The 19,773-nt window shown below is 73.3% G+C and carries 16 protein-coding genes; 2 read left to right on the top strand and 14 right to left on the bottom strand.

The window, feature by feature from the left end:
• The first annotated feature begins 31 nt into the window (after window positions 1–31).
• Complete coding sequence (locus OCU29_RS19320; protein WP_179614022.1) at window positions 32–487, top strand: MaoC family dehydratase; 456 nt, start codon at window positions 32–34, stop codon at window positions 485–487.
• Window positions 488–490: 3 nt separating this feature from the next.
• On the opposite strand, the gene OCU29_RS19315 is transcribed toward OCU29_RS19320, so the two are convergent.
• The 14 genes from OCU29_RS19315 to OCU29_RS19250 form a co-directional block, all read right to left on the bottom strand.
• Window positions 491–1,345: a RimK family alpha-L-glutamate ligase gene (locus OCU29_RS19315; protein WP_261821200.1), complete on the bottom strand. Its 855-nt coding sequence runs from the start codon at window positions 1,343–1,345 to the stop codon at window positions 491–493.
• A gap of 12 nt (window positions 1,346–1,357) precedes the next feature.
• Complete coding sequence (locus OCU29_RS19310) at window positions 1,358–2,812, bottom strand: fused MFS/spermidine synthase (RefSeq protein WP_261821199.1); 1,455 nt, start codon at window positions 2,810–2,812, stop codon at window positions 1,358–1,360.
• Window positions 2,805–4,091 (bottom strand): thymidine phosphorylase, encoded by a 1,287-nt coding sequence (locus tag OCU29_RS19305; RefSeq protein WP_261821198.1) that lies wholly within the window; start codon window positions 4,089–4,091, stop codon window positions 2,805–2,807. Before OCU29_RS19305 ends, OCU29_RS19310 begins: the two co-directional genes overlap by 8 nt.
• 33 nt (window positions 4,092–4,124) lie before the next feature.
• Window positions 4,125–5,294 (bottom strand): cytochrome P450, encoded by a 1,170-nt coding sequence (locus OCU29_RS19300; RefSeq protein ID WP_261821197.1) that lies wholly within the window; start codon window positions 5,292–5,294, stop codon window positions 4,125–4,127.
• Window positions 5,266–5,664, bottom strand: coding sequence for a cytidine deaminase (locus tag OCU29_RS19295; RefSeq protein ID WP_261821196.1), 399 nt, complete (start codon window positions 5,662–5,664; stop codon window positions 5,266–5,268). The genes OCU29_RS19300 and OCU29_RS19295 overlap by 29 nt, the downstream gene beginning before the upstream one ends.
• Complete coding sequence (locus OCU29_RS19290) at window positions 5,664–6,920, bottom strand: ABC transporter permease (RefSeq protein ID WP_261821195.1); 1,257 nt, start codon at window positions 6,918–6,920, stop codon at window positions 5,664–5,666. Before OCU29_RS19290 ends, OCU29_RS19295 begins: the two co-directional genes overlap by 1 nt.
• Complete coding sequence (locus OCU29_RS19285; protein WP_179614029.1) at window positions 6,917–8,038, bottom strand: ABC transporter permease; 1,122 nt, start codon at window positions 8,036–8,038, stop codon at window positions 6,917–6,919. Before OCU29_RS19285 ends, OCU29_RS19290 begins: the two co-directional genes overlap by 4 nt.
• Window positions 8,035–9,570 (bottom strand): ABC transporter ATP-binding protein, encoded by a 1,536-nt coding sequence (locus OCU29_RS19280; protein ID WP_179614030.1) that lies wholly within the window; start codon window positions 9,568–9,570, stop codon window positions 8,035–8,037. The genes OCU29_RS19285 and OCU29_RS19280 overlap by 4 nt, the downstream gene beginning before the upstream one ends.
• 123 nt (window positions 9,571–9,693) lie before the next feature.
• Complete coding sequence (locus OCU29_RS19275; RefSeq protein ID WP_179614031.1) at window positions 9,694–10,740, bottom strand: BMP family protein; 1,047 nt, start codon at window positions 10,738–10,740, stop codon at window positions 9,694–9,696.
• 163 nt (window positions 10,741–10,903) lie between these two features.
• Complete coding sequence (locus OCU29_RS19270) at window positions 10,904–12,136, bottom strand: amidohydrolase (protein WP_261821194.1); 1,233 nt, start codon at window positions 12,134–12,136, stop codon at window positions 10,904–10,906.
• Window positions 12,137–12,166: 30 nt separating this feature from the next.
• Entirely contained in the window at window positions 12,167–13,279 is a 1,113-nt protein-coding gene (locus OCU29_RS19265; protein ID WP_261821193.1) for a ScyD/ScyE family protein, read from the bottom strand.
• A gap of 105 nt (window positions 13,280–13,384) precedes the next feature.
• Complete coding sequence (gene meaB / locus OCU29_RS19260) at window positions 13,385–14,386, bottom strand: methylmalonyl Co-A mutase-associated GTPase MeaB (protein ID WP_261821192.1); 1,002 nt, start codon at window positions 14,384–14,386, stop codon at window positions 13,385–13,387.
• A gap of 7 nt (window positions 14,387–14,393) precedes the next feature.
• Window positions 14,394–16,568 (bottom strand): methylmalonyl-CoA mutase, encoded by a 2,175-nt coding sequence (scpA, locus tag OCU29_RS19255; RefSeq protein WP_261821191.1) that lies wholly within the window; start codon window positions 16,566–16,568, stop codon window positions 14,394–14,396.
• On the bottom strand, window positions 16,565–18,322 hold the full coding sequence (locus tag OCU29_RS19250; RefSeq protein ID WP_261821190.1) for a methylmalonyl-CoA mutase family protein: 1,758 nt from the start codon (window positions 18,320–18,322) through the stop codon (window positions 16,565–16,567). The genes scpA and OCU29_RS19250 overlap by 4 nt, the downstream gene beginning before the upstream one ends.
• A 300-nt stretch (window positions 18,323–18,622) precedes the next feature.
• Here OCU29_RS19250 and OCU29_RS19245 point away from each other — a divergent pair, with 300 nt between their 5' ends.
• Window positions 18,623–19,690, top strand: coding sequence for a glycosyltransferase (locus OCU29_RS19245; RefSeq protein WP_261821189.1), 1,068 nt, complete (start codon window positions 18,623–18,625; stop codon window positions 19,688–19,690).
• The last annotated feature ends 83 nt before the right edge of the window (window positions 19,691–19,773 follow it).

The raw sequence follows: 19,773 nt of genomic DNA, 5'->3' as shown, positions 1-19,773 counted from the left end.
CTCCCCACACACCTTCCAGACAGGAGCCACCATGCGCGTGTTCACCTCCCTCGACGAGGTCTCCGAGGCCGCCGGCCAGGAGCTCGGCACCAGCGACTGGGTCGAGATCGACCAGCAGCGGGTCGACACCTTCGCCGACGCGACCGGTGACCACCAGTGGATCCACGTCGACGTCGAGCGCGCCAAGGAGGGCCCCTTCGGCGGCACCATCGCCCACGGCTACCTGACGCTCTCGCTGGTGCCGTGGCTGGGCAGCAAGGTCTTCAGCTTCGACACCCCCGGCGCCAAGCTCAACTACGGCGTCAACAAGGTGCGATTCCCGAACCCGGTGCTGGTCGGCTCGAAGATCCGGGCCACGGTCACCCTCGGCGAGGTCACCGACATCCCCGCCGGCAAGCAGGCGACCGTGCGCTACACCGTCGAGATCGAGGGCGTCGACAAGCCGGCCTGCGTCGCCGAGTCGGTCGTGCTGCTGCTCACCGACTGAGGCTCAACCCAGCCGGTCGAGCACCAGGTCGGCGAACGGGCCGGCGGAGCCCGGCGCGAGGTCGAGGTAGAGCCCGGGCTCGATCAGCTCGAGCTCGCTGACCACGAGCCGCCCGTCGAGCTCCATCATGTCGACGCGGGCGTAGTCGAGGCGCTGCTCGAGCAGCGTCTCGGCCGCCCGCACCGCCTCCAGCGCCAGCCGCTCGGCCTCCGGCGCCACGTCGACCAGGGTGCTGCGCCCGCCGTGCTCGGTGTGCACCCGCACCTCCCCGGCGCCGGGGACCTTGTCGACCTGGGTGCGCGCCTGCCCGTCGAGCACGACGACCGACGTCTCGCCGCGGGTGCGCACCGACTCGACCAGCGGCTGCGCCAGCCAGGGCCCGGGGGTCAGGCCGACCAGCCGGTCGTCCTCGAGGGAGTCGACCACGACCACCCCGACCCCGCCGGCCCCGACGCGCGGCTTCACCACGACGCTGTCCCAGCGCGCCAGCGCCCGGCGCAGGCCCCCGACGAGGTCGTCGTCGGCGACCAGCTCGGAAGGCACCACGGGCACGTGCTCGCCCAGGGTCTCCAGGTAGGCCTTGTCGGTGTTCCAGTCGAAGACGGCGCCGCCGTTGAGCAGGCGGGTCTCCTTCTCGACGCGGCCCACCCAGTCGCGCCAGGCGCCCAGCCGGCGCTGGTAGTCCCAGGTCGCCCGGACGGCGACCAGGTCGGCGGCCGCCCAGTCGACGGCCGGGTCGTCCCAGACCGCCCACGCGGCCTCGACGCCGCGCTCGGCCAGGGCGTCGACGAGCAGCGAGCCGCCGGGCTCGCCCTCGGGCATCAGGCAGAAGGTCGCGAGCAGCACACGGGCATCCATGCCGCCATGCTCTCAGCCGTACGGCGTCACCAGCTGGTCGACCGGGGCGTGGTCGTCGGTGAGCACCTCGGCCCCGTCGACCCACTCCTCCAGGTCGGCGCCCGTGACCAGCCGCCACCCGGTGCCGCGCTCGTCGAGACCGTCCTGCACCCGCTCGAGGTCGAGCGGCGCGGGCGAGGCCACGGCGACCAGGTTGCCGCCGTCCTCGCGGGCCAGCGTGGCCGGCGAGGCGAGCAGCGCGACATGCTCGAAGACCTCGCCCAGGGTGGCCAGCTCGGCCCGGGCGAAGGCCAGCGGGCCGCGGTCGATGAGGTTCTGCACGTAGGCACCGTCGTCGACCAGCACCCGCCTCACCTCGCGGACCGCCTCCACGGTGGTGAGGTGCCAGGGCGGGCTCAGCCCGCCGAACGCGTCACCGACGACCAGGTCGTACGCCGCGTCGTCGAGCCGCCCCAGGCCCAGCCGTCCGTCCTCGACCCGCACCTCGAGGTCGGGGCCGGTCTCCAGGCCGAGCCGCTCGACGTCGAGGTCGACGACGCCGCCGTCGATCTCGGAGACGAGGCTGCTGCTGCCCGGCCGGGTCGCCGCCAGCCAGCGCGGCAGGGTCAGCCCGCCGCCACCGAGGTGGTAGGCCGCGACCGGCTCCCCGGCCGGGTGCACGGCGTCGATCGCCGCGGCGGCGGCGCGCACGTAGACGAAGTCGAGGTACGTCGGGTCGTCGGGGTCGACGTAGGAGTGCCGCACCCCGTCGAGGACCAGCACCAGCCCGCCCGCCCGCTCGGGGTCCTCCTGCACCACGGCGCAGTGGTAGGTGGTCTCGACGTCGCAGCCGCCGGGAGCGGCGGCCGCGCCCAGCCCGCCGAGCAGCACCAGGACCACCGGGGTGGCGCCGGCGCGCCAGCCGCGCACCCGCCAGTCGACGACGACACCGGCCAGCACGAGCACGGCCCCGAGCCCGACGAGGATGACGCTGACGGGCACCAGGGAGACCAGGAAGAAGCCGGTCACCACGGTGCCGGCGATCGAGCCGGCCGTCGCGATGCCGGAGAGCCGGCCCACCACGCTGCCGGTCTCGTCGAGGTTGGTCAGCCGGAGCTTGGTCACCATCGGCGTGACCGCCGAGAGCAGGGCACCGGGCACCACGATCGTGGTCGTCGCGGCCGGCAGCAGCAGCCCGCCGGAGCCGGCCTCGGCGCCGCCGCGCACCAGCAGCGGCGTGAGCGCCACGACCACCCCGGAGATGCCCAGCAGCGGCCCCAGGGCGCGCCGCGGCGGCATCCGGTCGGCGGCCCGGCCACCGGCCCAGGAGCCGAGCGCGATGGCGGTGAGGGCCAGCCCGATGACCAGGGTGCTGGTCTCGAGGGTCAGCCCGAGGTAGGGCGCGAGCAGCCGCAGCGCCACCAGCTCGACGACCAGCACGGCCGCCGACGAGCCGAAGACCAGCGCGACGGCGCTGCGCTCACCCAACGCGGTCGATGACCAGGGGGTCGGGGGTGAAGCCGCGCGCGTCCTCGGCGACGTCGTAGCCGTCCTCGAGCGAGGCCAGTGCCCGGTCGAAGCGCTCGGGCTCGTCGGTCAGCAGCGTGAACAGCGGCTGGCCGGCGGTGACCTCGTCGCCGGGCCGCGCGTGCCACACGACGCCCGCGCCGGCCTGCACCGGGTCCTCCTTGCGGGCCCGGCCGGCGCCCAGGCGCCAGGCGGCCATCCCGACGGCCATGGCGTCGAGCCTGGTGAGCACGCCCGAGGTGCTCGCCTCGACGACGTGCTCCTCCTTGGCGCGCGGCAGGTCGGCGTCGGGGTCGCCGCCCTGGGCGCGGATCATCTTCTTCCACGCGTCCATGGCCGAGCCGTCGGCGAGCTTGTCGGCGGGGTCGACGTCGGTGACGCCGGCCGCGGTGAGCATCTCGCGGGCCAGGGCGACGGTCAGCTCCACCACGTCGGCGGGGCCGCCGCCGGCGAGCACGTCGACCGACTCGGCGACCTCGATCGCGTTGCCGGCGGTCAGGCCCAGCGGCGTCGACATGTCGGTGAGCAGCGCCACCGTGGTCACCCCGGCGTCGTTGCCGAGCGCGACCATGGTCTCGGCCAGCTCGCGGGCGTCGTCGAGGGACTTCATGAAGGCGCCGGTGCCGACCTTGACGTCGAGCACCAGCGCGCCGGTGCCCTCGGCGATCTTCTTGCTCATGATCGAGGAGGCGATCAGCGGGATCGCCTCGACCGTGCCGGTCACGTCGCGCAGCGCGTAGAGCTTCTTGTCGGCCGGGGCCAGCTCGGCGCCCGCGGCGCAGATGACGGCGCCGATCTCCTCGAGCTGCTCCAGGAGCGCGGCGTTGGAGAGGTCGGCCTGCCAGCCGGGGATCGCCTCGAGCTTGTCCAGGGTGCCGCCGGTGTGGCCCAGGCCGCGGCCCGAGAGCTGCGGCACCGCGACGCCGCAGGCCGCGACCAGCGGGGCGAGCGGCAGGGTGATCTTGTCGCCCACGCCACCGGTGGAGTGCTTGTCGGCGGTGGGGCGCGAGAGCGAGGAGAAGTCCATCCGCTCGCCGGAGGCGATCATCGCCTGCGTCCAGCGGCTGATCTCGCCGCGGTCCATGCCGCGCAGCAGGATCGCCATGGCCAGCGCCGACATCTGCTCGTCGGCGACGTCGCCGCGCGTGTAGGCGTCGACCACCCAGTCGATCTGGCTGTCGGTGAGCCCGTGGCCGTCCCGCTTGGCGTGGATGACCTCGACCGCGTCGTGCTTGCTCATCTGATCCCTCTCCCTCGTCGACCCCGGGCCGGTCTAGCGCCCGGTGACCGGAACTCTATGGAACCCGCGCAGCACGAAGGTGCCCCGGCTCTCCGGCTCCCCTGCCAGCGTGATGTCGGGCATCCGCGCGAACAGCGCCTGCAGCGACTCGGCGAGCTCCATGCGCGCCAGCGGCGCGCCCAGGCAGAAGTGCACGCCGACCCCGAAGGCCAGGTGCGGGTTGCGCTCGCGGTCGACGCGGAACTCGTCGGCGTCCTCGAAGACGGCCGGGTCGCGGTTGGCCGCACCCAGCAGCGCGGCGATCCGCTGGCCCGGCTCGACGACGACCGCCTGCTCGCCGCTGCCGACCTCGACCGCCTCGGTGGCGGTGCGCTCGAAGAGCTGCAGCGCCGAGTCGAAGCGCAGCATCTCCTCCACGCACACGGCCGGGTCGGCACCCGGGCGCAGCCCGCGGCGCAGCATCGCGACCAGGCCGTTGCCGAAGACGTTGACCGAGGCCTCGTGGCCGGCGTTGAGCAACAGCACCACCGCGGCCACGACCTCGTCGTCGCTCAGCTCGGTCGCGGCGAGGTCGGTGACCAGGTCGTCGGCGGGCGTGCGGCGGCGTACGGCGACCAGGTCGCGCACCAGCGCGGCGAAGTCGACCGAGGCGCTCACCGCGTCGTCGACCACCTGCTGGGAGGGCGCGACCTCGTACATCCGCACGATGGCCTGCGACCAGTCGCGCAGGTCGTCGACGTGGCTGCGCGGCACCCCCAGCAGCTCGGCGATCACCAGCACCGGCAACGGCTCGGCGTAGGCCCCGACGACGTCGAAGACGCCGTCGCCGACCTCGTCGAGCAGCCCGGCGGCGATCTCGCGCACCCGCGGACGCAGCCGCTCGACGTGGCCGCGGCTGAAGGCCGAGGCGACCGGCCGGCGCAGCCGCGTGTGCACCGGCGGCTCGTTCTCCATCATCTGGTTGCGGTGCAGCAGGTTGAACGGCTCGAGGTAGGAGGCGGGCTCCTTGTCGGTCCACAACCGGCCCAGGCGTCGGTCGCGCTGGACCGCGCCGACCGTCGCGTGCGAGAAGGTCAGCCAGCGCTGGGTGCCCTCGTGCCAGGCCACCGGGTGCTGCGCACGCTCGGCGGCGAAGAACGGGTAGGGGTCGGCGGCGACGGCCGGGTCGGACAGGTCAAGCGAGGTCGTCGGGACCGAACGCATCGGGCAGGACCTCCTTCATCGGGCGCAGGCCGGAGACGGTCATCAGCTCGAGCTCGGGGCCGCCGTTCTCCCACAGCAGCTGGCGGCAGCGCCCGCACGGCATGATCACCGCACCCTCGCCGTCGACGCACACGAAGTGGGTCAGGCGACCGCCACCGGTGATGTGCAGCTGGCTGACCAGCCCGCACTCGGCGCACAGCGCGACGCCGTACGCCGCGTTCTCGACGTTGCAGCCGGTGACGAGCCGGCCGTCGTCGACCAGCGCGGCGGCCCCCACGCGGTAGCGCGAGTAGGGGGCGTAGGCGTGGCGCATCGCCTCGGTGGCCGCCTCCTGCAGCGCGGCCCAGTCGACGTCGCTCGTGGAGGTCACTAGCCCGCACTTCCCTTCCGGTAGATCTGCCCGTCGGCCGCCGGCATGCGTAGTCGTTGCGAGGCGAAGGCCAGCACCAGCAGCGTGATGACGTAGGGGGTGATGCTGGTGAAGTCGCCCGGCACGGTGTCGATGGCCACCCAGACCAGCATCACCACGGCGCCCAGACCCAGGATGACGCTGCCCTGGGTGATGTTGCGGCGGTAGAACTGGTAGGCCGCGAGGCCCATGGCCAGCACCGCGACGCCGAGCAGCAGGGCGTGCACGGAGGTGCCGCCCTGGCGGAGCCCGACGCTCTCGGTGTAGCCGAACAGCCCGGAGCCGGCCAGCAGGCCCGTGGGGCGCCAGTTGCCGAAGATCATCGCCGCCAGGCCGATGTAGCCGCGCCCGCCGGTCTGCCCGTCGCGGTAGTTGGAGGAGGCCACCATCGCCAGGAAGCCGCCGGCCAGGCCCGCCAGGGCCCCCGAGACGAGCACGGCGCTGAACTTGTAGCGCAGCACCGCCACCCCCAGGGACTCCGCCGCCGAGGGGCTCTCGCCCACCGAGCGCAGCCGCAGGCCGAAGGTGGTGCGCCACAGCACGACGTAGGTCAGCAGCAGCAGCACGAAGGCCAGCAGCACGAAGAGCGAGAGGTTGGTGACCATCGCGCGCAGCACCGCGGCCAGCTGGGAGACGAAGAAGATGTCCTGGCCCTCGAGGTCGCCCAGGGCGTCGCTGAGTGGGCCGATCGTCACCGATGGCACGTTGTCGAGCTTGGGCGACTGCGTCGAGCCCCCGCCCGGCAGGCCGGCGAAGGTCAGCGAGGCGAGGTACTGCACCGCGCCGAGCGCGATGATGTTGATGGCCACGCCCGAGATGATGTGGTCGACGCCGAAGACGACGGTGGCGATCGCGTGGACCAGCCCGCCGAGGGCACCCATCAGCAGGGCGCCGGCCACGCCGGCCCACGCGCCGTAGTGGTAGCCGAAGAACCCGGCGCCGTAGGTGCCGAGGATCATCATGCCCTCGAGGCCGATGTTGACGATGCCCGCGCGCTCGGACCAGAGCCCGCCGAGGCCGGCCAGCATGATCGGCACCAGGGCGATCAGGGTGGCGCGCACGGTGCCGGAGGAGGCCAGGTCGTCGGCGCCCGTGACCACCTCGAGCACCGAGACGACGAAGAGGACGCCGAGGACGGCGCCGAGCCACCACCAGCGCGGCAGCCGGCGCTTCGCGGTGGCTCCCGCGACGGGACGAGACGACGTGGTGGTGCTCATGCGTGGGTCTCCTGCTCGTCGGCGGCTCGGTGCTCCTGCTCCAGCGCGCCGGCGACGCGCTGCTGCTCGAGGCGTACGCCGTAGCGGCGCACGACCTCGTAGGAGATGACCACGGTCAGCACGATCACGCCCTGGGTGATGGCCACGATGTCGGGCGAGACCCCGACCAGGATCTGCAGGGCGTTGGACTGCTCGTCGAGGAAGGCGAAGAGCAGCGCACCGACCGCGATGCCGATCGGGTTGTTGCGGCCCAGCAGCGCGATCGCGATGCCCGCGAAGCCCAGGCCGCTCTGGAAGGTCGAGCCGTAGGCGTAGGCGTCGCCGAAGAGGATCGGGAGCCCGACCAGGCCGGCCAGGGCGCCGGAGATGAGCATCGCGGTGATGGTCATCCGCTTGACGTTGATGCCGCTGGCCACCGCCGCGGAGGTCGAGGCGCCGGTGGCGCGCAGCTCGAAGCCGAAGCGGGTGCGGTTGAGCACGAACCAGTAGGCGAAGCCCGCCAGCGCCGCCAGGAAGATGAAGCCGTAGACCTCGGTGGTCGCCCCGTCGCCGATCTCGAAGCCGGGGATCCGGCTGCCCTCGGGGATCTCCTTGGTGCCGATGGTGTTGCTGCCGGCCTCGCGCACCGCCACCTTGCGCAGGAAGAACGCGACCAGGCCGGTGGCGATGAAGTTGAGCATGATCGTGGCGATCACCTCGCTGACGCCGCGGCTGGCGCGCAGCACGCCGGCGATGCCCGCCCACGCGGCGCCGGCCAGCATCGCTGCGGCGATCGCCAGCACGATGTTGGCGGCACCGGGCAGCCAGCCCTCACCGGCGACGACGGCGGCCACGAAGGCCGCCACGCGGTACTGGCCGTCGACGCCGATGTTGAACAGGTTCATCCGGAAGCCGACGGCCACCGCGAGGCCCGAGAGGTAGAGCACCGTGGCGTTGTTGAGGATGTTGGCCACGTTGCGCGTCGCCGGGACGGTGAGGATCTCGCCCCAGACCCCGCCCACGGGGTCGCCGGCGACGACGAGGACCAGGCTGGTGATGGCGAAGGCCGCGAACAGGGCCAGCACCGGGGCGCTGAGCCCCAGGACGACCTTGGTCAGGCGGGGTGACAGGCCGCTCATGCGGCACCTCCTGCGCCGGTCATCGCCGAGCCGAGCTGCTCGGGGGTGACCTGGCTGGGGTCGAAGGAGCCGACGAGCCGGCCCCGGAGGATGACCTCGATGCGGTCGGAGAGGCCGATCAGCTCGTCGAGGTCGGCGGAGATCAGCAGCACGGCAAGGCCCGCGCGACGGGCGTCGCGGATGTGGTCCCAGATGCCGGCCTGGGCGCCGACGTCGACGCCCCGGGTGGGGTGGGCGGCGATCAGCAGGATGGGGTCGCCGCTCATCTCGCGACCCACGATCAGCTTCTGCTGGTTGCCGCCCGACAGCGCCCGCGCGAGCACGTCGGTGCCCGGCGTGCGCACGTCGTACTGCTCGATGATGCGCTGGGTGTCCTCGCGCGCGGCCCGGCGGTCGACGAGGCCGCGGCGCACCACCGGCTCGCGCGACTGGTGGCCCAGCACCCGGTTCTCCCACAGCGGGGAGTCGAGCAGCAGACCGTGGCGGTGCCGGTCCTCGGGCACGTAGCCGATGCCGGCCTCCCGACGCTCGCGCGTCGAGGCCCGGGTCAGGTCGCGGCCGGCCAGCTCCACCTTCCCGGTGGCGCCGGACCGCATGCCCATGATCGCCTCGACGAGCTCGGCCTGGCCGTTGCCCTCGACCCCGGCGATGCCGAGCACCTCACCGCGGTGGATGTCGAAGCCGACGTCGTCGAGGAGCAGCCGGCTCTCGCCGGGCAGCCGCAGTCCGCGCACCGAGAGCGTGACGGTGTCGGTGACCGTGGAGGACTCCGTGGAGGGGGTCGGCAGCTCCGAGCCGACCATCAGCTCGGCGAGCTGGCGCGAGTCGACCTCGTCGGGGGACACGGTGGCCACCGTGGTGCCCCGGCGCACGACCGTGATCGTGTCGGCGACGGAGAGCACCTCGTCGAGCTTGTGCGAGATGAAGATGACGGCCAGGCCCTCGGCCTTGAGCTCGCGCAGGTTGGCGAAGAGCTCGTCGACCTCCTGCGGCACCAGCACCGCGGTCGGCTCGTCGAGGATGATCACGCGGGCCCCGCGGTAGAGCACCTTGAGGATCTCCACGCGCTGCCGCGCCCCCACGCCGAGGTCCTCGACGAGGCGGTCCGGCTCGATGTCGAGGCCGTAGGCGTCGGAGAGGCGCATGATCTCGGCCCGGGCGGCGGCACCGATGCCGTGCAGCTTCTCCGCGCCGAGCACGACGTTCTCGAGGACGGTGAAGTTGTCGGCCAGCATGAAGTGCTGGAAGACCATGCCGATGCCGTGGTCGATCGCGTCGGCGGGCGAGCCCAGGGAGACGGCACGCCCGTCGATCTCGATGGTGCCCGAGTCGGGTGCCTGCACGCCGTACAGGATCTTCATCAGCGTCGACTTGCCGGCGCCGTTCTCGCCGACGACGGCGTGGATGGTGCCCTGCTCGACGTCGATGTCGACGTCGTGGTTGGCGATGACGCCGGGAAAGCGCTTGCCGATGCCGCGCAGGCGGACGGCGGGCGCGTGCTCGGACGCCTGGGCGGGTGCGGTCTCGGACACGCGAGCCCCTTTCGCGAAGGACTGGATCGGACGAACGCTAGCCGCCCGCACGACGACGGGGCCACCGGCCCGCTGCGAGGCGGGCAGGTGACCCCGTCGTCGGTGGGACGGGTCAGGCAGGGGTCACGGGGTCGCGGGGACCGTGATCTCGCCGTCGATGATCTGCTGCTTGTACTCGTCGAGCTGCTCGGTGAACTCGTCGACGAAGCCGCCGCTGGTGGAGTAGCCCACGCCGTCGACCGCGAGGTCGTAGGTGGTCACGCCGGACGGGAAGGTGCCGTCGTTGACCTCGGAGAGGTACTCGAAGACCGCGACGTTCACGTTCTTGAGCATCGAGGTGAGGATGGCGTCCTGCACCGAGGAGTCAGCGGTCTCGTACTGGTCGGAGTCGACGCCGATGGCCCAGTTGCCGGACTGCGCTGCAGCCTCGAACAGGCCGCCACCGGAACCACCGGCGGCGTGGTAGACGACGTCGGCACCGTTGTCGAACATGCCCTGGGCGGCGGTCTTGCCCTTGGCCGGGTCGGCGAAGCCGGAGAAGTCGGGGGCCTGGGTCAGGTAGGTGACGTCGACCTCGATGTCGGGGTTGACGGCCTCGGCGCCGGCCACGTAGCCGGCCTCGAACTTCTGGATGAGCGGGGTCTCGACGCCACCGATGAAGCCGATCTGGTCGGTCTCGGTCTTCAGCGCGGCGGCCGCGCCGACGAGGAAGGAGCCCTGCTCCTCGGCGAAGACCAGGCTGGCGACGTTGTCGGCCTCGACGCTGGAGTCGTCGATGATCGCGAAGTGGACGTCGGGGTACTCCTCGGCGACCTTGCCCACCGAGGGGCCGTAGGCGAAGCCCACGGCGATGATCGGGTCGTAGCCGGCGTCGGCGAAGGTGCGCAGGCGCTCCTCGCGGGCCGCCTCGGCCTCGCCGTCCTCGGCCTCGGACTCCTGCGACTCCATGCCGAACTCCTCCATGGCCTGGTCGAGACCAGCCGCGGCGGAGTCGTTGAAGGACTGGTCGCCCCGGCCGCCGACGTCGTAGGCCATGCCGACCTTGACGTCGCTGCTGGGAGCGTCCCCACCGTCGGTGCCGGTCGACGACTCGGTGTCGTCGGAGCCGCACGAGGACAGGGCAAGTGCGGCGACCATGGCCACCGCGGCAAATCGGGCCGTCTTCTTCACGGCTTCCTCCTGGAGAGTTGGATCACGCGGGCCCCCTCACGCCAGGGGGCACATCGGGCCACCTTAGGGCCGGCGCACCCGCACGGGGGTGGTGACGGCCCTAATTTCTCTGGGTTGTTACCTCCCGGTGACCTGCCCGGCAACCTCCGCCGAAAGCCGCCTCTCAGGCTTGGCGAGAAGCGTGCTTGCCCGGCAGCCGCAGGGCCCGCGCGGCGGCCTCGGCCAGCAGCCGCGCGCCGAGGCCGATGGCGCGCTCGTCGACGCGCAGGTCGCCCTGGTGCAGGTCGTACGTCGCTCCCCCGGGCGTGCGGGTGCCCAGGCGCATCATCGCGCCGGGGACCTCGTCGACGTACCAGCCGAAGTCCTCGCCGCCGAGGCTCTGCGGGGCCAGGACCCGGCCCTCGGGCCCGAGGACGGAGGCCACCGCCTCGGCCAGGACCGCGTGGGAGACCGGCTCGTTGACCACCGGCGGGACGCCGCGCACGTAGTCGACGTGGGCGGTGACGCCGTAGGGGCGCACGATCTCGTGCACCAGCTCGCGCACCAGCTTCTCCGCGTCGGCCCAGGCGATCGCGTCGAGGATGCGCACCGTGCCGGAGAGCAGCCCCCGCTCGGGGATCACGTTCGGGGCGCGGCCGGCCTCGATGCGCCCCCACACGACCGAGACGCCGGCGCGGGGGTCGAAGCGGCGCGAGAGGATCGCGGGCAGCTCGGTGGTGACCTTGGCCAGGGCGAAGGTCAGGTCGCCGGTCAGGTGCGGGCGCGAGGTGTGCCCGCCGGTGCCCTCGAGGCGCACGTCGACCTGGTCGGCGGCGCTGGTCATCGGGCCCAGGCGCAGGCCGACCTGGCCCACGTCGACGCCCGGGTCGCAGTGCAGCGCGAAGACCCGGTCGACCCCGTCGAGCAGGCCGAGCCCGATCAGGCGCAGCGCTCCCCCGGGCATCACCTCCTCGGCGGGCTGGAAGAACAGCCGCACCCGCCCGGGCAGCAGGCCCTCGGCGTGCAGGCGGGCCAGCGCCGCGGCGGCGCCGACGAGCGCGGTGGTGTGCACGTCGTGGCCGCAGGCGTGGGCCACCCCCGGCACCGTGCTGGTCCACGGGTCGCCGGTCGTCTCCTGCACCGGCAGCGCGTCGATGTCGGCGCGCAGCCCCACCACGGGGCGCGCGTCGCGCTCGCCCAGGTCGGCCACCAGGCCGGAGCCGGCCAGCCGCTCGACCCGCCAGCCCAGCGCCTCGAGCCGCTCGGCGACCACCGTGGTGGTGCGGGTCTCGTGCCACGACAGCTCGGGGTGGGCGTGCAGGTCGCGGCGCAGCGCCACGAGCGCGTCGGCGCCCGCCTCCACCTCGTCGCGGACGAGGTCGTGGAGGCGTGCGTCGAGGCGTGCGTCGCTGGACATCGGGCCCAGGTTAGTGGGCCCGGCCCGGCGTCAGGGCAGCGGGAAGCTGCGCACCTTGCCGCCGGGCTTCTGGCTCGGTCCTCCCACCAGAACGTCCGTCGTGGCCCACAGCCGCCCTCCGGAGAGCTCGACGTCGCCGGGCATCACCACCTCGCGCCAGGTCTCGGCCTTGGGCGATCCCGCCATGACCCGCGAGATCCGGTTCCTGAAGAGCTCGGCGACGTAGATGGTGCCCTCGTCGTCGACAGCGAGACCGGTCGCGGACACGAGACCCTTCGCCACCCGGTCCGTGTCACCGGTGACGGGGTCCACCACGTACACCGAGCCGAGCCTGCCGACGCTGCCGTCCTCGGGTCCGCCGGGCAGGGACGAGACGTACAGCTGACCCTCGGGGCCGATCTCCACGTCGGTCGGCACGGCCTCGAAGTGGTAGTCCAGCCCGACCGTGCACCGGGGCAGCCCGATCGACTTGGCCCTGGCGCGGGTGATCTCGCTGACCGCCGGCGGGAGGACCGCCACGGTCGACACGGTGCGACCTGTGATGGCCAGCACCGCGTTGGCGCCTGCGTCGGCCACGTAGGTCACCCCCGCCGCAGACGTCGTCGCGTACGGGTGGGTCTCGACCACACCGGAGTGGGTGGCGGGTCCGACGTGCTTGGGGAGCTTCGCCGCACAGCGCTTCGTGATGCCCTGGAAGCCGTAGGACACGTCGGCGTCCGGGTTGTTCCTGCGCTCGTACTTGCCCAGGTCGGCCACGCCCCGGTCACGGCCCTCCGCATCGATCCGACGGATCTTGCCGACCTCGTTGTGACCGCGCGACACCGCGTAGGTCACTTCCTGGTCGTGGACCGAGACGGCGCCGATCTCACCGCCGCGGGCCACCGAGGCGATCACCTGCGCCTTCTTGCCGGGCAGGCGACGCATCAGCTGGCCGGCGAAGTTCTGCGACACGTAGACCGTGCCGCCCTCCCCCAGCGCGAGGCTGAGCGGGGTCGTGAGTCCGTGCACCACCGGACGGGTCGCGGGCGGGTCGCCCGCGGAGGTCCCGGCCGCGACCGGGGACAGCAACGAACCGGCCACCAGCGCGCAGGCGGTGACCGAGGCCGCGCCGGCAACAGCAGCGCAGCGGCGGATGAGAAGCACGACGACCTCCAGGTAAAGAGACAGTCCTTGACTGTCGCTCTCCGGCGGCGCGACGCGCATGCCCCATCGTGATCATTTCCCGCCCACCCGAACGGGCCAAGGGGGCTACCTCGGGTCGGCGTCGTACGCCGCCAGCAGCCGGTCGGCGGCGACGGTGGCGGGCAGCTCTCCGGCCAGCACGGCCGTGCGGATCGCGTCGCGGACCTCGCGCACCCCTGGCGAGAGCCGCAGGCGCTGGTCGAGCTCGTCGCGCACCATCGCCCAGGTGAACTCCAGCTGCTGCTCGGCGCGCTTCGCGCCCAACCCGTCGGCGCCGAGGTGCTCGCGGTGGGCGAGCACGCGCGACCAGACGTCGTCGACGTCGACGTCGTGCAGGCCGGAGCAGGTCACCACCGGCGGGGCCCACTCCCCCTTGCCCCGCACCATCCGCAGCGCGCCGGCGAGGTCGCGGGCCGCGGCGCGCGCCTCCTGCTCGCGGTCGCCGTCGGCCTTGTTGACCGCGATCACGTCGGCGATCTCGAGGATGCCCTTCTTGATGCCCTGCAGCTGGTCGCCGGTGCGGGCCAGGGTGAGGAAGAGGAAGGTGTCGACCATCCCGGCCACGGTCACCTCCGACTGGCCCACGCCGACGGTCTCGACGAGCACGACGTCGTACCCGGCCGCCTCGAGGACCGCCATCGCCTGCACCGTGGCGCGGGCGACGCCGCCCAGGGTGCCGGCCGAGGGCGAGGGCCTGATGAACGCGTCGGGGTCGGTGGCCAGGCGGCCCATCCGGGTCTTGTCGCCGAGCACCGACCCGCCGGTGCGCACGCTGGAGGGGTCGACGGCGAGCACGCCCACGCGGTGCCCGGCCGCGGTCAGCCGGGTGCCGAGCGCCTCGATGAAGGTCGACTTGCCGACGCCGGGCACGCCCGAGATGCCCACCCGCACCACGTCGGCGCCGCCGGACTCCTCGGCAAGCGCCGTCAGCAGCTCGCGTGCCTGCAGCCGGTGCTGCGGGCGCGAGGACTCCACCAGGGTGATCGCCTGCGACACCGCCGCCCGACGGCCCTCGCGGATGCCGGCGACGAGCGTGGCGACGCGGTCCTGCGCCTCTGGCCCCTGCACCTGCGACCTAGTGCCCGAGCTGCTCGCGGAGCCCCGCCAGCAGCGACAGCGCCGACTCGGCGATGACGGTGCCGGGCAGGAACACCTCGGCGGCCCCCATCTCGCGCAGCGTCGGCACGTCGTCGGGCGGGATCACCCCGCCGATGACGACCATGATGTCGGGGCGGCCCTGCTCGGCCAGCGCCGCGCGCAGCGCCGGGAGCAGCGTGAGGTGGCCGGCGGCCAGCGAACTGACGCCGACGATGTGCACGTCGGCGTCGACGGCCTGCTGGGCGACCTCCTCGGGCGTGGAGAACAGCGGCCCCACGTCGACGTCGAAGCCCATGTCGGCGAAGGCGGAGACGATCACCTTCTGGCCGCGGTCGTGGCCGTCCTGGCCCATCTTCGCGACCAGGATGCGCGGGCGGCGCCCCTCGGCCTCCTCGAACTCCTCGGTGGCCTCGAGCACCTGGGTGACCAGGCTGCCGCCCTCGCCGGCGCTGGCGGACTCGTCGCGGAACACGCCGCTGATCGTACGGATCACGGCCTGGTGGCGGCCGTACACCTTCTCCAGCGCGTCGGAGATCTCCCCGACGGTGGCCTTCGCGCGCGCCGCGTCGACGGCCAGCGCGAGCAGGTTGCCGTCGAGCGAGCCCTTGCTGGGGCCCTGCTCGGCCGAGCGGGTCAGCGCCTCCAGCGTGCGCCGCACCTCGTCGTCGTCGCGCTCGGCGCGCAGGCGCTCGAGCTTGGCGACCTGCTGGCGGTAGACGTCGTCGTTGTCGACGCGCAGCACGTCGAGCTTGTCCTCGGCGGCCAGGCGGTAGGTGTTGACGCCGATCAGCTTCTGCGCGCCCGAGTCGAGGCGGGCCTGGGTGCGGGCGGCCGCCTCCTCGATGCGCATCTTCGGGATGCCCTGCTCGATCGCCTTGGCCATGCCGCCGGCCTTCTCGGCCTCCTGGATGTGCGCCCAGGCGCGCTCGGCGAGGTCGTGGGTGAGGCGCTCGACGTAGTAGGAGCCGGCCCACGGGTCGATGGTGCCGGTGGTGCCGCTCTCCTGCTGCAGCAGCAGCTGGGTGTTGCGGGCGATGCGCGCCGAGAAGTCGGTCGGCAGCGCGATCGCCTCGTCGAGGGCGTTGGTGTGCAGCGACTGGGTGTGGCCCTGGGTGGAGGCCATCGCCTCGATGCAGGTGCGCTGGACGTTGTTGAAGACGTCCTGCGCGGTCAGGCTCCAGCCGGAGGTCTGCGAGTGCGTGCGCAGCGAGAGCGACTTGGGGTTCTGCGGGTCGAACTGGCGCACCAGCCGCGCCCACAGCGCCCGGGCCGCGCGCATCTTGGCGACCTCCATGTAGAAGTTCATCCCGATCGCCCAGAAGAACGACAGGCGCGGGGCGAACTGGTCGATCGTCATCCCGGTCTCGAGGCCCGCGCGGATGTACTCGACGCCGTCGGCCAGCGTGTAGGCCAGCTCCAGGTCGTTCGTCGCCCCGGCCTCCTGGATGTGGTAGCCGGAGATCGAGATCGAGTTGAAGCGCGGCATCTTCGCCGAGGTGTAGCTGAAGATGTCGGAGATGATCCGCATCGACGGCGCCGGCGGGTAGATGTAGGTGTTGCGGACCATGAACTCCTTGAGGATGTCGTTCTGGATCGTCCCCGCGAGCTGCTCCGGCTTCACCCCCTGCTCCTCGGCCGCCGCGATGTAGAGCGCCAGCACCGGCAGCACGGCGCCGTTCATGGTCATCGACACCGACATCTGGTCCAGCGGGATGCCGTCGAAGAGGGTGCGGGCGTCGTAGATCGAGTCGATCGCCACGCCGGCCATGCCGACGTCGCCGCGCACCCGCGGGTGGTCGGAGTCGTAGCCGCGGTGGGTGGCCAGGTCGAAGGCGACCGACAGGCCCTTCTGGCCGGCCGCGAGGTTGCGCCGGTAGAACGCGTTGGACTCCTCGGCGGTGGAGAAGCCGGCGTACTGGCGCACCGTCCACGGCTGGGTCGTGTACATCGTCGGGTAGGGCCCGCGCAGGAACGGGCTCAGGCCCGGCAGCGTGTCGAGCGCGTCGAGGCCCTCGACGTCCTCGGGCCCGTACGACGTCTTGATCTGGATGCCCTCGGGGGCGGTCCACAGGTCGTGGGCCGGGGTGCCGGTCGACGGCGCGGGGCCGTCGCCGACCAGGGGCAGGCCGCGGAAGGACTTCGGGATGCTCATGCCAGCGCCTCTCGGGTGCGGGTCAGGAAGGCGAGGGCGTCGACGCCCATCGCGCAGGAGTCGTCGGCCCACTCGCGCGGCTTGCCGGCGACCACCACGTGCGTGGCGCCCGCGGCGCGCAGCGCCTCGGCGGCGCCCTGGCCCCACTCGTCGTACGCCGCGTCGGCGCCGGCGAGGCAGACCACGGTGTGGCCGTCGTGGGCGGCCACGAGGTCGTCGGGCCCCTCGGTCGGGCCGGCCACGTCGACGCCCACCCCGCCGGCGGCCAGCAGGTTGGTGGCGAAGGTGGCGCGGGCGGTGTGCGCGGCGACCGGACCCAGGGTGGCCAGCAGCACGCGGGCGGCCGGGGGCTCGTCCCGCATCGCCTCGAAGGCCTGGCCGTAGGAGCGCACGCCCGACCAGCCGTCGTACGGCTCGCGCTCGGGCAGCTCCTCGGCGAGGTTCGGGAACTCGGTCAGGCCGGTCAGCGGGCGCTCACGGGTGGCGACCTGCTGGTCGCGGCGCTCGACGGTGCGCGCCACCATCTCCTCCAGCGCCGTCTCGTCGGGGCCCTCGGGGGTGTCGAGGCGGCCCAGCACCTCCCACGCGGCGACGGCCAGGTCGTCGGTGAGCTTCTCGACGGCGTACGAGCCGCCGGCCGGGTCGGCGACATGGGCGACGTGGGCCTCGTCGATGAGCAGGTGGGAGGTGTTGCGCGCGATCCGGCGACCGAACGCGTCGGGACGACCGAGCGGGGCGTCGAAGGGCAGCACGGTGACGGAGTCGGCGCCGCCGACACCGGCGGCGAAGGCGGCCACGGTGGTGCGCAGCATGTTCACCCAGGGGTCGTAGCGGCTCATCATCGGCCGGCTCGTGACCGCGTGCAGCCGCTGGGCGACGACGCCGGGCGTGGCGCCGCTGAGCTCGAGCACCCGGGCCCAGAGCCGGCGCGCCGCGCGGAGCTTGGCGATCGAGGCGAACTGCTCGTCGGTCACCGCGAGGCGCAGCTCGACGAGGCCGGCGGCGTCGTCGACGCCCATGCCGGCCTCGGTCAGCACCCGCAGCGCCCGGGCCCCGGCGGCCATCGCCCAGCCGAGCTCCTGGGCGTCGGAGGCGCCGCGGTCGTGCACGCGGGTGCCGTCGACGACGACGCCGAGCACGCCGCGCTCGGCGGCCAGCCGCGCGACCGCGACCAGGTCGTCGGCCGGCGCGGTGGCGCTGACGCCGAGGTTGGTGCCGGCCGCGAGGTCGGTGTCGCCGGCGTGGGCCAGGAAGGCCTCGGCCACCGCCACCGGGGCGGTGGGCGCGTCCAGCACGACGGGCGCGAGGTCGATCAGCACGCCCTCGGGCAGCACCGCCAGGTCAGCGTCGGCGTCGGCCTCCACCCAGACCGAGGTGACGCCGCCCTCCAGGTCGACCAGCAGCGCCTCGTTGCCGGCCTTCGCCGGCCCGGCGGCCAGGTGGGCCCGCACGTCCCAGTCGCCGGCCCGCGCCGGCCGGCCCGCGGTGAGCAGGTCGTCGAGCAGCGAGGCGGTGCCGAGCGGGGTGACCGGGATGTCGTCGAGGGTGGTGCGCGTCAGCTTCTCCCAGACCAGCGAGTCGGGGTCCTCCTCGCGCATCCGGCGCGACTTGCGCAGCACCGCCGCCGTCGCCTTCTCCCAGTCGGCCGGCTGCCAGTCGTCGTCGGGTCCGAGCAGCTCGAGCGAGCCCTGCTCCGGTTCCAGGCCGGTGGGCTCGTCGAGTCCGCCCTCCACGGCGCCTTCGGGTGAGGTCATGCAGCGAACCCTAGGAGCCGAGCGTGGCGTCGGCCACAGAGTGTGATGTTTTCCGCGTGGGCGTCCCCGACCCGGCCCGAACTTCGCGCTGACCCGGCCCATATCTCTTGTCGAGCCGGCACGAACTTCTCCGCGGTGAGATCCAGGCCGGGTCAGCGCGAGATTCAAGCCGGGTCAGCGCGAGATTCAAGCCGGGTCAGCGTGAGATTTGGGCCGGGTCAGCGTCGATGACACGCGCCGTTCGCCGGGCTGTCACCGACGTGTGACCCCGGGGCCAGGGAGCGGGGCCAGGGTGGCGCCATGCGGATCCTGCTGGTGACCGAGACCTTCTTCCCGGCGAGCGACGCGACCACCACGACCGTCAAGGCGCTGGCCGACGGGCTGATCGACCGCGGTCACGAGGTGCGGTTCGTGGCGCCGGCGCCGGGGCTGGGGTGCTACCGCGGGAGCGCGGTGGTGCGGATCAGCCCGCTGGCCCAGCCCGGGGCGCAGGTGCGCGCCGCCGTCGAGGCCTTCCGGCCCGACGTGGTGGTGGCGACCAGCCCCGCCACGACGCCCGGCGGCCTGGGACGCAAGGCGCTCAAGCACTGCCGGGCGACGGGGGTGCGCAGCGTGGTGCTGCAGCAGCAGCCGGTGCCCGACCTGGCGTGGGACTACTGGCGCACCCGGGTCGCCGAGCGCGCCGACGCCGTGGTCGTCACCGCTAGGTGGATGTCGGCGCACCTCGAGGCGCTGGGGGTGCGCACCACCACCTGGCTGCCCGGGGTCGACACCGACGCCTTCACCCCCGCCCTGCGCGACGAGTGGCTGCACCGGCACTGGTCACGTGCGTCGTCGAAGGACGGCCCGCTGGTGGTGGTCGGGTTCGTGGGCAGCCTCCACAAGCGCCACGGCGTACGCCGGCTGGCGGCGCTGGCGCAGGTGCCGGGCATCCGCCCGGTCGTCGTCGGCGAGGGCCCGCAGCGCGAGTGGCTCCAGTCGCGGCTGCCGGGCGCCCGCTTCACCGGGGTCCTGGGCAGCGGCGACCTGGCCGTGGCGCTGGCCAGCACCGACGTGGTGGTCCACCCCGGCGAGCACGAGACCTGCTCGCACGTGCTGCGCGAGGCGGGCGCCAGCGGCGTACCGGTGGTGGGGCCTCGGGCCGGCGGTGCCCGCGAGGTGGTGCGCCACCTCGAGACCGGGCTGCTGCACGAGCCCGGCGACGCGCACGCGCTGGCGCGGGCGGTGGCGGCTGTGGCCGGCGACCCCCGACGCGCCCTCCTCGGCGAGCGGGGCCGGGAGGTGGCGCTCGAGCGCACCTGGGCGGTGGCCGTCGACGAGCTGGAGGCGCTGCTGCGCCGGACGACGTGCGTCGTGAGGGCCGGTTAGGGTACCCTCACTTATTCCCTGCGCAAGCCACAGAGGGGTATTTGTCACACTCCCGGGGGCCTGACGGCTCCGCGCCGGGAGGT

Origin of the sequence: Nocardioides sp. OK12, assembly GCF_024341885.1 — a bacterium.
GTDB lineage: Bacteria > Actinomycetota > Actinomycetes > Propionibacteriales > Nocardioidaceae > Nocardioides > Nocardioides marinisabuli.
Note: the sequence above shows the minus strand (reverse complement) of the source record. Positions and strands in the feature narration are given on the sequence as shown.

Excerpts from the sequence above, each read along its gene's own strand:
- OCU29_RS19320 (WP_179614022.1), top strand. The coding sequence starts at position 32 with ATGCGCGTGTTCACCTCCCTCGACGAGGTCTCCGAGGCCGCCGGCCAG.
- OCU29_RS19315 (WP_261821200.1), bottom strand. The coding sequence starts at position 1,345 with ATGGATGCCCGTGTGCTGCTCGCGACCTTCTGCCTGATGCCCGAGGGC.
- OCU29_RS19305 (WP_261821198.1), bottom strand. The coding sequence starts at position 4,091 with ATGAGCAAGCACGACGCGGTCGAGGTCATCCACGCCAAGCGGGACGGC.
- OCU29_RS19300 (WP_261821197.1), bottom strand. The coding sequence starts at position 5,294 with ATGCGTTCGGTCCCGACGACCTCGCTTGACCTGTCCGACCCGGCCGTC.
- OCU29_RS19290 (WP_261821195.1), bottom strand. The coding sequence starts at position 6,920 with ATGAGCACCACCACGTCGTCTCGTCCCGTCGCGGGAGCCACCGCGAAG.
- OCU29_RS19285 (WP_179614029.1), bottom strand. The coding sequence starts at position 8,038 with ATGAGCGGCCTGTCACCCCGCCTGACCAAGGTCGTCCTGGGGCTCAGC.
- OCU29_RS19270 (WP_261821194.1), bottom strand. The coding sequence starts at position 12,136 with ATGTCCAGCGACGCACGCCTCGACGCACGCCTCCACGACCTCGTCCGC.
- scpA (WP_261821191.1), bottom strand. The coding sequence starts at position 16,568 with ATGAGCATCCCGAAGTCCTTCCGCGGCCTGCCCCTGGTCGGCGACGGC.
- OCU29_RS19250 (WP_261821190.1), bottom strand. The coding sequence starts at position 18,322 with ATGACCTCACCCGAAGGCGCCGTGGAGGGCGGACTCGACGAGCCCACC.
- OCU29_RS19245 (WP_261821189.1), top strand. The coding sequence starts at position 18,623 with ATGCGGATCCTGCTGGTGACCGAGACCTTCTTCCCGGCGAGCGACGCG.